General features: G+C 36.6%; 14 protein-coding genes and 2 riboswitches. Of the genes, 3 read left to right on the plus strand and 11 right to left on the minus strand.

Going from position 1 to position 13,704, the window contains the following annotated elements:
* Window positions 1-103: 103 nt before the first annotated feature.
* The 4 genes from NYE52_RS18535 to NYE52_RS18550 all read right to left on the minus strand — a co-directional run bounded on the left by NYE52_RS18535 (window position 104) and on the right by NYE52_RS18550 (window position 4,724).
* Window positions 104-616 (minus strand): hypothetical protein, encoded by a 513-nt coding sequence (locus NYE52_RS18535; RefSeq protein ID WP_341194413.1) that lies wholly within the window; start codon window positions 614-616, stop codon window positions 104-106.
* 96 nt (window positions 617-712) lie between these two features.
* A complete protein-coding gene (locus NYE52_RS18540; RefSeq protein WP_341194414.1) occupies window positions 713-1,822 on the minus strand; it encodes a GerAB/ArcD/ProY family transporter in 1,110 nt (369 codons plus the stop codon).
* The gene (locus NYE52_RS18545) at window positions 1,822-3,036 is read right to left on the minus strand and encodes a Ger(x)C family spore germination protein (protein ID WP_341194415.1); all 1,215 of its coding nucleotides are present in this window, start codon (window positions 3,034-3,036) and stop codon (window positions 1,822-1,824) included. Before NYE52_RS18545 ends, NYE52_RS18540 begins: the two co-directional genes overlap by 1 nt.
* Window positions 3,033-4,724, minus strand: a complete 1,692-nt coding sequence (locus tag NYE52_RS18550; protein ID WP_341194416.1) for a spore germination protein — start codon at window positions 4,722-4,724, stop codon at window positions 3,033-3,035. The genes NYE52_RS18545 and NYE52_RS18550 overlap by 4 nt, the downstream gene beginning before the upstream one ends.
* A 137-nt stretch (window positions 4,725-4,861) precedes the next feature.
* Here NYE52_RS18550 and NYE52_RS18555 point away from each other — a divergent pair, with 137 nt between their 5' ends.
* The 3 genes from NYE52_RS18555 (at window position 4,862) to NYE52_RS18565 (ending at window position 6,084) form a co-directional block, all read left to right on the plus strand.
* Window positions 4,862-5,065, plus strand: coding sequence for a hypothetical protein (locus tag NYE52_RS18555; protein WP_341194417.1), 204 nt, complete (start codon window positions 4,862-4,864; stop codon window positions 5,063-5,065).
* Between the two features lie 179 nt (window positions 5,066-5,244).
* Window positions 5,245-5,360: riboswitch (cyclic di-GMP riboswitch) on the plus strand.
* A gap of 37 nt (window positions 5,361-5,397) precedes the next feature.
* The gene (locus NYE52_RS18560) at window positions 5,398-5,589 is read left to right on the plus strand and encodes a hypothetical protein (RefSeq protein WP_341194418.1); all 192 of its coding nucleotides are present in this window, start codon (window positions 5,398-5,400) and stop codon (window positions 5,587-5,589) included.
* Between the two features lie 90 nt (window positions 5,590-5,679).
* Window positions 5,680-6,084 carry a YkvA family protein gene (locus NYE52_RS18565; RefSeq protein ID WP_341194419.1) on the plus strand — a complete coding sequence of 135 codons (405 nt, stop codon included), beginning with the start codon at window positions 5,680-5,682 and terminating at the stop codon, window positions 6,082-6,084.
* 50 nt (window positions 6,085-6,134) lie between these two features.
* On the opposite strand, the gene NYE52_RS18570 is transcribed toward NYE52_RS18565, so the two are convergent.
* The 7 genes from NYE52_RS18570 to NYE52_RS18600 form a co-directional block, all read right to left on the minus strand.
* Window positions 6,135-7,316 (minus strand): NupC/NupG family nucleoside CNT transporter, encoded by a 1,182-nt coding sequence (locus NYE52_RS18570; RefSeq protein WP_341194420.1) that lies wholly within the window; start codon window positions 7,314-7,316, stop codon window positions 6,135-6,137.
* A 334-nt stretch (window positions 7,317-7,650) separates the two neighbouring features.
* Window positions 7,651-8,859, minus strand: coding sequence for a M20 family metallopeptidase (locus tag NYE52_RS18575; RefSeq protein WP_341194421.1), 1,209 nt, complete (start codon window positions 8,857-8,859; stop codon window positions 7,651-7,653).
* 14 nt (window positions 8,860-8,873) lie between these two features.
* Entirely contained in the window at window positions 8,874-9,731 is an 858-nt protein-coding gene (locus NYE52_RS18580; RefSeq protein ID WP_341194422.1) for a MetQ/NlpA family ABC transporter substrate-binding protein, read from the minus strand.
* Window positions 9,732-9,815: 84 nt separating this feature from the next.
* Entirely contained in the window at window positions 9,816-10,478 is a 663-nt protein-coding gene (locus tag NYE52_RS18585; RefSeq protein ID WP_341194423.1) for a methionine ABC transporter permease, read from the minus strand.
* On the minus strand, window positions 10,478-11,494 hold the full coding sequence (locus tag NYE52_RS18590) for a methionine ABC transporter ATP-binding protein (RefSeq protein ID WP_341194424.1): 1,017 nt from the start codon (window positions 11,492-11,494) through the stop codon (window positions 10,478-10,480). Before NYE52_RS18590 ends, NYE52_RS18585 begins: the two co-directional genes overlap by 1 nt.
* Window positions 11,495-11,634: 140 nt before the next feature.
* Window positions 11,635-11,745, minus strand: a riboswitch (SAM riboswitch).
* A gap of 436 nt (window positions 11,746-12,181) precedes the next feature.
* Window positions 12,182-12,703 carry a KdsC family phosphatase gene (locus NYE52_RS18595; RefSeq protein ID WP_341194425.1) on the minus strand — a complete coding sequence of 174 codons (522 nt, stop codon included), beginning with the start codon at window positions 12,701-12,703 and terminating at the stop codon, window positions 12,182-12,184.
* 7 nt (window positions 12,704-12,710) lie between these two features.
* Entirely contained in the window at window positions 12,711-13,694 is a 984-nt protein-coding gene (locus NYE52_RS18600; RefSeq protein ID WP_341194426.1) for a KpsF/GutQ family sugar-phosphate isomerase, read from the minus strand.
* Between the last annotated feature and the right edge of the window lie 10 nt (window positions 13,695-13,704).

The following is a 13,704-nucleotide window of genomic DNA, read 5'->3' on the forward strand; positions in this document are numbered from 1 at the left end:
TTCCTTTGTTGTTTGTATTGACACTAATTATTTATTGGAATAGGCAACTATAATCAATTAAAAGAAGAGGTGACCATATAATAGGTTCACCTCTCTACTATTTTTAAGTACACTGGAAAGAACGGATGCGACTAGTATCTGTACCGTAGTAAGACCAACGATTCATTCTCCAACGATACCCTGCGATAGAGTGGCGTCCCACAAAAGTTGGATAGAACCAAAATCCTCGACCATTTTCTAGCCATACGTACGTAAAGCGGAACAGACAAGGTCTCATTGATCCGGAATCAACGGCAAAAGTACTAACATGTGACTGATTTAATTGTGGTGTAAAGGATGGAGGAGGTGTTGATGGCGGTCCGTGATCTGCTCCACCCCCAATATTTGGACCATCTGGATGAACTGGATGCCCCCCAGGACCAGTTGGCGGCATTTCTCCTCCAGGGAATGGCGGTAATACGCCTCCTCCGAATGGTGGTAAATGTGGAACAGTTCCTCCACCAATCGGTTGAAGCGTTAAACCAGTTCCTCCACCAATCGGCGAGATGACAATTCTATTTTGTTGTTGTGGATTAGCATGTTGTATATAGTGAGGATAATACTGTTGAAAATACATCATTTTCCCCCTTTCTTTTTTGATGTATTAATCTATGCAATTTGCCCAATCAAGGTGCAAGTTTCTAGCATTTCTACCTATTTAGAATGTAGGCAACTATTGCTTTACCTCATAATTCGTTTTCCATTTCTTCCGAAAAATCAAACCAGCAAGGCACAGGATAGAAACTAACCCAACTACAGTTCCAATACTCAACATCACCCACGGTCCTTCAATAAAGTGCATAGCTCGATGATGATCCTTTACCAGCCAATAGCAAGAGCCACTCAAAATAAGTCCTACTGGAATAATAACTGGACGATAATCTTTTAATCCTAATAGCTTTTGAACGGCGATGGATGAACAGAGAAACGTCATAATAATTTGTGTTAAAATGGATAACGCAAAAAACGCAATCATAATCATTTCATAACGATGGATAAACAAACCAATTTCCGCACTTCTTGCCATTTGCATACAGGAAACAATATACTGGGCTGCAACATCTGCAGTTAGTACACCAGTTTCAAGAATTGGCCACATGACAATAATCATTCCTCCATAAAAAACACCAGCAGTGGAAGATTTTATCCAAGTCTGCTTATCTCTTACTAAAGGAAGAATCATACATACCATCATTGCAGCCATCGCATAATCCGTATCATGATGTCTGCTTGCCCATACGGTTTCTTTAAATCCAGATTGAAAAACGGGCAGAAGTTCTCTTATATCAAAATTACTAAGAGATCCAAGCATTAACAAGATATTTAAGGCAATAACAGAGAATACGCCAATTAAAGCCATTCTTGCGACCACTTCAATCCCAAAGTGAATAGCATAAACACCTATTAAGAAAGCAGCTAACACAAATAAAATAGTAGGAGCTTCCGGCAAGAAATAATCTTTTAAATGAAAAACAAATGTCGCCATAATACTCCCATATGCTCCTACAAAAAAAACAAACACAGAAATAGCGACAAGTTTCCCGGGAAATTTCCCTAAAATCCGGTGAAATTGATCAATTAAATCTCCTTCAGGTATCCGTCTCATCACAATAACGATTAGTGCTATCAGAAGAAGACCCTGAAAAGTGGAAAAGAACGTTGAAAGCCAAATATCTCCTTTCACTTCACGCGCCATTATTCCTTGAGTCATGCCGATAGATTTTGCATAAAGCATATTGATTATTAATGCCATGAACATCCCATTGGTAATTTGCACTTTCATTATTCTTCCTTCCTTTCTTCTTTACCAGATATTGTAGGCTGGAATAATAATGAACCACTTTCTACATTTGCATGGACGCTTACATTTATCTCTGCATTTGAAAAAATATTTGTCCAGTCTTTTTTCATACTCTTCCATTCATATGGATATTTATTTTGAAATACTTTTCCTAATTCTAATACATCTGCTTTATATTCCTTCTGGATTTTCTCAATAGACTTATTGATGTCATCTTTTAATTTAACTTCCACAGATTTTTCTATCTGTTCGATAGCCTTTTTATCATTTATGGAAAAAGGGCAACCAGCTTCCACTACCGTTATAGTAGCCTTGAGTTTAGCATCAAAACTAACTTCATCATTTTTATACATCGGTTCAACATCAAACGTTTGTTTATTTAATTCGACACTAATCTCACTCTTCGGGTCTTTTGGACAAGCAACTACTACTACTCCCGATTCGATTTTATCTCTAAATAAGATAATTCCTTGCAATTCATTTGCTTGTAAAACTCCTACTAATTTATCGTTATTAAACACACCTGCTCCAGATAACTCAATCTGTTTCACTTTTGCCCCTTCCTCTGGTTTAAGACCATCAATTTTTCTTTCTTCTAGAGACAACCTGGCAAGTATTGGCTCTGTTGATTCACTTAAATATGCTGCTAATAAATCTTTTATTTCAGTATGAGGGGCAAGAGTTGAAATATCGGTATATCGAAATAATTTACTTAGTGCCTCTCCAGGAACTACTTCCAAGCTTGTTATCGTTGCTGTAACTTCACTTGCCTTATCTGGAGTTAATGCTACCAACGTTCTCATTCTAAGTTCTGGGTTTCTTGTAAAAAAATCAATAATATGCCCAATACCTTCTTTGGCTACTTCTTCATTTATCACAATAATAAAATTATGCGCCCAAAATACTCTTCGCGACGAAATACCAGTCAAATTTCGAATCGCTTCAAAAATAGTCTCTCCCTCTGCTTCAACATTCCATGACGTTTCTCCTGATTGACCTGTAGGCGCACCAGTCTGTCCCCTTGCATCTCCTGGTCTAGAAACTTGTGCAGTTATTTTTATGGTGCCATCCTTTGAACCTTGATCAATTCCAACCGCCATAACGAGGGCAAGATCATTGATTTCTCTTTTACCCGCACAAGCAGTTAATAACAAAGAAATAAAAAAAATTGAAATTAATAGATTAGCTCGCTTCATTCCTTTCTTTTCTCTCCTTTATTGCTCCCACTTTTCTTTTTCCATCTTCTCAACCCTGTTATATCGCTAGTGTCTCGGCTTTCATCCTTCGATTTATCCTTTTGTTCGCTATTTTTCTCTCCTGATTCTTCCTGATTATCTTTACTCATCTCTAAAGGATTCTTCACTTTATTTGGCGGTTTTGGCTTCTGATGGGCACCTAATTTTATTGTGTCACCATCTGCAAGCTGAGGCCTTTTTTTCATTGCCCACCAAGGAAAGCGAATAAGTGTATCCTTCTGATCATTTGGTTGAAAAGGAGTGGCAGGTGCTAAATAGGATTCTCCAAAAGAACGAATACTTAATGCATGGATGGCCAATAACGCAAACATAACGGAAAAACCAAGCAATCCAAGTGACCCTGATGCAATTAATAACGGAAAACGGATTAACCGAATAGAGTAGGAGGCTGAGTAATTTGGTATGGCAAAGGATGATATTCCAGTTACTGCTACTACAATAACCATAAAAGGAGAGACAATCCCTGCCTGAACTGCAGCCTGTCCAATTACAAGGGACCCCACAATACTTACAGCTTGCCCTACCGGTTTTGGCATCCTTAGACCTGCTTCCCGCATTAACTCAAAGGTAATCTCCATTAATAGTGCTTCCAGAAGTACGGGAAAAGGGACTATTTCTCTCCCAGATGCTATGGTTAAAGCTAACGGAGTCGGAATCATTTCCTGATGGAAGCTTACTAACATGACATAAATAGAAGTAAGCGTAAGACTAATAACAAAGGCAATATAGCGGATGATCCGGAAAAAGCTCCCTGCCATAAATCCCATATAATAGTCATCACTCGCCTGTAAAAATTGCCAAAAATAAGTAGGTACTACTAAAACAAAGGGCGTATTATCAACAAAAATGGCTACTCTTCCTTCTAACAACGCAGAAGCCACTTTATCAGGTCTTTCTGTACTCATAACCGTAGTAAACGGAGAAAAAGGGGAATCAGCAATCATTTCCTCTATGTATCCACTTTCTAAAATCCCATCAATTTTGATAGCATTCAACCGCTTCTTTACTTCATCTACTAAACCTTTTTTAACTACTCCGTTAATATATGCAATATTTATATCTGTTCTAGTGCGTAACCCAACACTCATTGTTTCAAGTCGCAGCTCCGGATCACGGATTCTTCTTCTCACTAGCGCAGTATTTGTCCGTATATTTTCGGTGAATCCATCTCTAGATCCACGGACAACCTGTTCTGTCTGAGGCTCATCAACACTTCTAGTATCCCAACCTTTTGTTTGGATATGAAAAGCTTTTTCACATCCATCTACAAATAGAATGCTATCACCAGAAAGGATTGCGATAAGCGCCTTTTCTACTTCTTCAATCATGGAAAAGGAGGTATTCATTAAAACATGTTGCTCAATTAAAGTCTGAAGATCAGAAATCATTAATTCGTTTCTTTTAATAAATTCATTTCCTTCATACATCATCGCATCGATTACCTTTTCCACATGCTCTACACTAGCAAGTCCATCAATATAAAAAAGGACCGAGGGAACTTTTCTATTTCCTACAAAGAAAATATTTCTCTTTACAAGGTCAACACTATCTCCCAATTCCCTTTTAATTTGTGCTATATTTTTTTCTAATTCCGCTGTGAACCTTTTGTCTTTACTTGTTGTTTCCATAACGTCCACCCTTACTTTTTACTATTATTCTTCATAACCAACTAGAGGAATTTCTATTCGCTGAACAGGAAAATGTATAAAAGGTTTTTATTTCGTATAAACAAGAGACAAGAAGCAGATGTAAAGGCGGAGATAATTTGAATTTTTACCATACATGGCTATATAAAAATGTGATAAATACCGAATGGCTTTTGTGGATTATTGTTATTTTTGTTCTAGCATTTAATATATTGTCCCCAATCATCATATGGGGCTTAATGAATGGACAATCTATCATTAAGTGGGGCAAGAAAAAAGGTAAAAAGAAAAGTACAAAAGAGGAGAGCGGAATAAAATCTTAATATTCTACTCCCTCTAAATCTTTTTTGAAATTATATACAAAAAAAGGATTATTTTCTTATATTCTTTACCTTTATTTAATTATTTATGAAATTTTTTTCTATTTACGAGCGTCTATAGGTCTTTAGATACTGGTAGTATGAACTACTTCGTACTAATCTTAAGTATATAATTAAACTAATCGACGAAAGGGCAAAATCATTGAAAAATGGTGACGCAAAGCTATAGGGGCTTCAGAGTACAAGATGGAGGGCAAATCTTCCATTCAATCCATACTCTTGCCAGCCAGCTACCGAATATACCTTCGACGATTCAGATGAAGGGGACTAGCAAAGTGAGACAAGAAAATAACGATGAAGTATTAATAAAGCAAACAGTTATTGGGCAGGAGCAAAGCGCTCCTACTCATGAAACTGGCAATATAGGAAGAGGATTATTTTTCGGCATGCTCATAAGTATTCCTTTATGGATTTCTTTTTTTGGCTGGCTTCGTATTTTCCATAATTTAATTAATAAGTATATTTAATCGACAGGTAAATATTTTACTTATACGGAATAAGGGAATATAATCATTATAAGTATAGGTATGGAAACCATTAGGAAAGGAGCTTTCATAATGGAAGAATCAAAAGAGCAATTAGAACAAGAAATAGCTGTAGCAGAAAAGCATTATTCTGAGGAAAAATTTTGGCAGAAACTCGCGAAATTCGGTAAAAAAGCCGGTTCATCTGTTGTTTATGCTGTTTTACTTTTGTATTATACTTTACAAAAACCAAATGTACCTAAAAAAGTAAAGGCGACTATTATTGGAGCTTTAGGCTATTTTATCCTACCAATTGATTTAATACCTGATTTTCTAGTTGGCATAGGCTACACAGATGATTTAGGAGCTTTAGGAATTGCCTTATTTCAAGTTGCTATGTACATTGATGATGATATCAAATCTAAAGCAAAAACAAAGCTTACAGAATGGTTTGGTACTAAAGTTGATACAACAGATATAGATAACAAAATCAATTAAGAAACTTATGTATAAAAAAAGGGACTAGAAGCAGTCCCTTTTTCCAATTATTATTGAAATAATCCTACGATTGTCGCTGTTAAAACAGAAGCTAATGTAGCTGCTAATAACATTTTCAAACCAAATTTCGCAACGATATCTGCTTTTTTCGCGTTAATTGCTTGAATCGATCCAGCAATTATTCCAATACTAGAAAAGTTTGCAAAAGATACAAGGAATGTAGAAAGAATTCCAACTGTTTTCTCCGATAACTCCCCAATCAATGGCTGGAATTGCAGCATAGCTACAAATTCGTTCGCAGCTAATTTTGTCCCCATGATAGAACCAGCAGTTACAATTTCGCTAACAGGAATTCCCATTATCCACGCAACCGGCGCAAATACATAACCTAATATTCCTGTAAATCCGATACCAAAAATGCTTGTAAAGAAGCCGTCAATTAAAGCAAGTAACCCAACATAAGCAACTAACATTGCCGCAACAATTAAAGCAACTTTACCACCATCTAATGCACCTGCTGAGATAGCACCAAATACAGAATTTGTATTTGAAACATCTTTCACGTTTATTGTCTCATCTTCCTCTTTGGAAATAGGCGCCACTATTGTTGCAATAATTAATGCAGATAATGCATTTAAAATCATTGCTGCGAGCACAAATTGTGCAGGAATCATTTCCATATACGCCCCCATAATGGATGCAGAAACAGATGCCATAGCAGATGTACATACAATAAATACTTTATTTGCATTCATTGATTCTAAATGAGACTTAATTGCAATCAACGATTCAGATTGCCCAAAAAAGATAGAGTTAATACTGTTAAATGTAACTACCTTTGATAACCCAGTAATTTTTGCCAACGCACCACCAATATATTTAATGGCTAGTGGCAAAACTCTTATGTGTGTTAATAAAGATAATAAAGTAGAAGTGAAAATGATAAGCATTAGCACATTTATAAAAAAGACACTTCCACCTTCTGGAACTAATCCTCCAGTAACAAAATTAACCCCTTCATTCCCATAACTAAGCACTTTTGAAACGCCATTGGATGTAGCTTCTACGATTTTTAGTCCAACTGTCGTTTTAAACATGATAAGTGCAACGATAAACTCAAGCACAAATAAGACGATAATAGCTTTGAAGTTAATCCCTTTTTTATCATTTGATAATAAAAAGGCAATAGCTATCGTTACGATAAGACCTAATATCCCAACTAATATTGACATAGAAAATTCCTCCTAAATAGAAGCAATAACAATCCTTTATCGACAAACAAACTATTGTAATATAGTTAATATGTTATCAAAAAACATTGTTAATACATTAAAAACGATATACAGTTTTAGATGTTACCTCATATTTAAGACAATGTCATCCATTAATTGATTAACTAGTTAAATTAATAAAATTGGAATGTTTCAAAATATTATCTAAATATATTTAATTCCTACCATTCGAAATAATCTCTCATCCATTTTAAAGAAAAAGAAACAAATTTAGGTGCTATTCCCTAAATTTGTTTCTTCTTTTTTCCTTATTATATATTCTAATCTAAATCACTTAGATAGAGCTTTTCTTTTCTTTTTTTGCAGCTTCAAATGCTTTATTTACACGATTTAAAAGTACACTGTCTGTAAGCAAGCGATAGCCAGTTTTAGCAAGTGCCTCTGCTCCTTTAATAAGGGCAGCATCTCCAATCTCAGATTTTGCTGCTTCTCTAAATTCATTCGTATGTGCAATCAGATCGTCTGGTCCAATTTTAATGTGAGGATGTGCAGTTGGTACTTCATAACTGATATTACCAGCGTCGGTAGAACCTTTTCCACGAGATCGTTTTGTTACAACAGTCTCGCCAACTGCCTCTAATTCTTCTTTTAATAGCTCATCTAAAATTGGATTTAAGACAAAATCTTTCACTTCATTTTGGAATCGTTCCACTTTAACAGATGCCCCTGTACTAAGAGCAGCTCCTTCGGCGATTGCTCGTACTTTTGTAGCAACCTCCTCTGTTTTCTTCCATGATTCTGCTCGGATATAGAATCGTGCAGATGCATATTCCGGAATAATGTTTGGTGCATCACCGCCGTTCGTGATGATTCCATGAATCCGTACATCATCAGAAAGCTGTTGTCTAAGTGCGTTTATTCCGACAAACAATTGAATCACTGCATCTAGGGCGTTGATCCCTTTTTCTGGTGAACCAGCTGCATGTGCTGCTTTTCCATAGAAGTGAAAATCAAGAGGATCTACAGCAAGCGTTTCACTAGTCAACGATGTTTGACCAGAAGGGTGAATCATCAAGGCAACATCAATATCCTTTAAGTAACCATGTTTCACAAAGCTTCCTTTCGCACTTCCATTTGGACCGCCCTCTTCGGCTGGAGTCCCTAGAACGACGACTCTTCCTCCTGTTTCAGAAAGTGTTTGAGAAAGCGCAATTCCTGCTGCAACACTTGTTGTTCCAATAATATTATGACCGCAAGCATGCCCTAAACCAGGAAGTGCATCATACTCAGCAAGGTAGGCAATCGTTGGTCCTGATATCCCGCTATCTTTAACCGCATAAAAAGAGGTTTCATGTCCAGCAACTGCAATCTCAACTTGGAATCCTGCAGCTTTTAGAATATCAACATGCTTTTTGCTTGCGAAAAATTCTTGGTTGCCAATTTCAGGGTTGGCGTGAATTAATTGACTTGTTTCAATATAAAGTTCTTTATTTGTTTGAATGGATTCATGAATAAGATCAAGACCTGATAAAGTGCTGCTCATTTTTCTTTTCCTCCTTAAAGTCCTTTAAATTGGCTTTCTAACTCATCTTTTGGAATGTCTACTACAATCGAACCACCATTTGTATCTGTTTCAACTGCTTTGATAACATCTGCTTCGTGGTATAGCTCTACAATTTTCTGATATGTTTCATTATTTGCATCTTTCGTGCGTGCTGCAAAGATGTTTACATATGGCAATGCATTTTCATCCTTTGCATCTTCTAAGTAGATAGGATCTTTAACTGGATCAAAACCAGCTTGGCCTGCAACACCATTATTGATAACAGATGCAGCTACGTCCGGTAATACTCTTGGCGTTTGTTGCGCAACAATTGGCAAGATATCAAGATTTTTCGGATTCTCTGTAATTTTCGACGGATCTCCAAATAATCCAAAGTCATCTGCTAATGTAATTAATCCTGCTGATTCAAGTAATTTTAAAGCACGTGCTTGGTTTGAAGGATCGTCTGGAATAGCAATTTTATCGCCTTCTTTAATTTCACTTACATTCTTCACCTTTTCTGAATAAATCCCCATAGGCGCGATAACTGTTGCTCCAATTGGTGTTAAATCTGTTTTGTTTTCTTCATTAAATTGACTTAAAAAAGCAATATGCTGAAACGAATTAATATCAATATCTCCGTTTTCTAATGCTTGATTTGGTAATGTATAGTCAGAAAACTCAACTAGCTCAATTTCGATTCCTTCTGCTTTCGCTTTTTCTTTCAAAGTCGGCCAAACTTCTCCATCTGATCCCGTCACTCCTATTTTCACCTTCACTGTTTTATCTTCACCAGATGCACTATCTGACCCACAGGCAGCAAGTGCCCAAATTGTTGTTAATAATAGTAAAATAGCAAAATATTTTTTCATCTCACATTCTCCTTAATTAGTAAAATTTGTATAATTTTAACTTTAGAAAGTTACAAAAATCTATCCGTTAATGCACTAATCCTCTTAACGTCGCATTATTTTTCTTGATAGGGTATTTCCAATCCATTGAGCAATTTGGACAAGAATGATAAGAATTATAACGGTAACAAGCATGACACTTCCGTCAAAACGCTGATAACCATATGTCATCGCCACATGTCCCAGACCGCCTCCTCCAACAGTACCTGCCATCGCAGAAAAATCGATTAGACTGATAGTTACAAAGGTTAAGCCAAGAATAAGTGGTCCTAATGCTTCAGGAATTAACACTGTAAATATAATTTGCAAAGGACTTGCTCCCATTGCTTTAGCAGCTTCAATAACTCCAGGATCAATACTGACCAAATTATTTTCTACTACTCTCGCAATTCCAAAGGAGGCTGCAATAGTCATCGGAAATATCGCTGCCCATGTCCCAATTGTTGTCCCAATAACTGCTCTCGTTAACGGGCTGATTGCTACTAAAAAAATAATAAATGGAATAGGACGAATAATATTGATTACGATATTTAGCAAACGGAAAACTAATTTATTTTCCAAAATATTTCCTTTCCTTGTCACAAAAAGAAGTAAACCAATCGTGATTCCTAAAATCGAGCCTAAGATAAGCGTCATAATTACCATTAAAATCGTTTCACCTGTTGATTCCACAATACGTGGCCAGAAAGTATTCCAATCTACCTTCATTAAACATGCACCTCCTCAACTGTTACTACTGTTTCTAATTCATGAAGTACGGATGAAATATTTTCCTTACTTCCATCAAAGGATACGAGAAGATTCCCGTAAAACTTTTCTTGTAACTCTCGTACAGATCCGTAAACGATATTGACATCAACATTAAACTTTCTTGTTATTTTGGATAGAACAGGGTCACTCGCTATCTCCCCTTTAAAAATTACCCTGTATAGCTGTTTGCCCCCCTTATTTCTCCATTCAGCTAATAAAGTATCAGAAGGACGATCCTGCTGTACTGACTGGATAAAGCGTTGTGTCGTTGGATGATTTGGATTAGTGAACACTTCAAATACTGAGCCAGCCTCGATCACTTCTCCATTTTCCATCACAGCCACTCGATCACATATTTCCTGAATAACATGCATCTCATGCGTGATTAATAGAATCGTAATACCTAGATCCTTATTAACCTTTTTTAATAGACGCAGTATTTCACCAGTTGTATCAGGATCTAGTGCAGATGTTGCCTCATCACATATTAATATATCTGGGGAAGTAGCAAGGGCACGTGCAATACCGACCCGCTGTTTTTGCCCCCCGGATAATTGTTCTGGGTAGTCGTCTGCCTTATCAGATAAGCCAACAAATTGTAAAAGCTCTGTTACTTTCTCTTTTATCTCTTTTTTCGGTAAGCCTGCGAGCTTTAGTGGATAGGCGACATTACCAGCTACCGTTCGAGATGAAAAGAGATTAAAGTTTTGAAAAATCATTCCGATTCTTCTACGAAGCTTACGAATCTCTTTTGGAGATAGAGATGCAATATCTACCCCTTGCACCTGTATATTTCCAGTTGTCGGTGTTTCTAATAAATTCACAAGTCGTAATAATGTACTTTTTCCTGCTCCACTGAAACCTATAATGCCAAAAATTTCTCCTTGATCGATGGATATTGAAACATTCTTCACCGCATTTACTTTGCGACTGCCTAGCTTAAAGGTTTTGGCAATCTTCTGAAATTCAATCATTTGCCCTTCAACTCCTATGCAATGTAAAAAACATAAGTATCTTGTAAAGAAGAAACAGGCTTTTCGATAAAACAAAAAGGCCCTGCTTCTTCTTTCCAGAAAGAAAAAGCAGGGCCTTTATAAGACAAAGAAACTACTTTTTCTCATCTTTCAAATGCTTGAATAGCATTTGCAGGAATTGGCACGGTATTTAATATAAATCCGCTGCCGAGACTTCACAGGGCCTGTCCCTCCGTCTCTCTGGATAAGAAAAATGTTTTTATTTAATTTTGTAAGATTTGATTACAACTATAAAACTAGATAAATAAATTGTCAACTATGTTTTTTATATTTTTTGTTTTTTTGCTAAATTACTTCTTAAAAGCAACTCTAATCAAAGTTATATTAATATAACATATTTCGATTAACGCCCGCAGCCAGCACACACTTCGCTTTCCGTGGGGCTCGCGCTGGGCCGCTTCGTCGTTTCACTCCTGCAGGGTCCCATCTGTCTCGCTAATCCCACAGGAGTCTACGTGTATGCTGGTTGCTCAGTATTTCTAATTACCATTCATCAATTTAATAAAAATCCCTTACTCTTAAGATTCTAAACATATCCAAATATAATAATATCTCTTAATATATACTAAATCAATCGGAATAAAAAAAAGGAAATGCCATTATTCTATTAGCACTTCCATGTACTTACTATTGTGTTATCTTTGCTTTTTTGGATAGAAATAGCTGAACTATTTCTTCTTGACTATATTTTTGTAGGAGAAGAGAATCGATCATTTCTCGAACTGCGCCATCTCCTCCATTAGACTCTGCAACAAATGCTACTTGATTTTTCACAAAATCAATTGCATTTTTAGGAGCGCATGGCCATCCTACCTTTGTTAAAATAGGAATATCGTTGAGATCATCACCCATATAGCATACTTCCTCAAACTCTATTCCTATTTCATCGATTATCTTCTGAAGTGTTTTTAACTTATCGTGAATTCCTTCAAAAATATAGTCGAAATTCAATTCTTCTGCTCTTTTTCTGACAGCTTTTGATTTCCTGCCTGTAATAATAGCTGTCTTTATTCCTACCTGTTTAGCTAGGCTAATCCCCATACCGTCCTGTGTATGAAATGCTTTATACTCCGTACCGTCTGAACCAATATATAGTCTCCCATCTGTAAGAACACCATCTACGTCTAATACAATTAACTTAATCCCCATTAAATGCTTAGATACCTAATTTCATTAAATCATGGAGATGGAGCATTCCAACTGGTTTATTATTGGTATCAACGATTGGCAGCACGGTTATTTCTTTATCCTCCATTAATTGTAAGGCTTCAGCAGCTAAAGCACCTTTTTCGATTACAATGGACGGGGCTGAGATTAAATTTTCGACATTTTCATTCATGACATCCATCGAGAGCGCAAATGCTCTACGGATATCACCATCTGTCAAGACACCAATTAATTGATCTTTCTCATTTACAATGGAAGCGGCTCCTAACCCTTGATCCGTCATTGCAAATAAAGCATCCTTAACTTTATCTCCTTCTTGGACAATGGGATTTTTCCTCGTATGAAAAATAATATCATCTACCTTTAATAACAATTTTCTTCCTAAAGAACCATTTGGATGATACAGAGCGAAATCCTCTGGTCTAAACTTTCTCGCTTCTAATAAGGCAATAGCAATCGCATCTCCTAATGCAAGGGTTACCGTAGTACTAGTTGTTGGTGCTAGACCTAACGGACAAGCTTCTTCAAACTCCCCTAAACATAAAGCAACATTTGCCTTCATTGCTAAAGTGGAAAACACATTTTTGGTAATAGCAATCAACTTTGCTCCAATCGTTTCAATGGAAGGGAGTAACCGAAGAACTTCATCACTTTCTCCACTATTGGAAATGGCAAGCACCACATCATCCGCAGTAACCATTCCTAAATCTCCGTGTAATCCTTCAGATGGATGCAAAAAGCAGGATGGAGTTCCAGTGCTTGAGAATGTCGCCTGTATCTTTCTACCAATAATGCCTGACTTTCCTATCCCAGTAACCACCACCTTCCCTTTACAGGATAAAATTAAATGAATAGCATCATCTATTGAATCATCCAACATATCTCTTAAATCCAATATTGCCTGTGCTTCTTTTTCTAGTACGGTTGCTAATGTATCTGTATAGTCGAATTTCGGCAAATTAATTTCTTGCATATCAATCACT

Source organism: Niallia sp. FSL W8-0635 (genome assembly GCF_038007965.1).
In the GTDB taxonomy this organism is placed as follows: Bacteria; Bacillota; Bacilli; order Bacillales; family Cytobacillaceae; genus Niallia.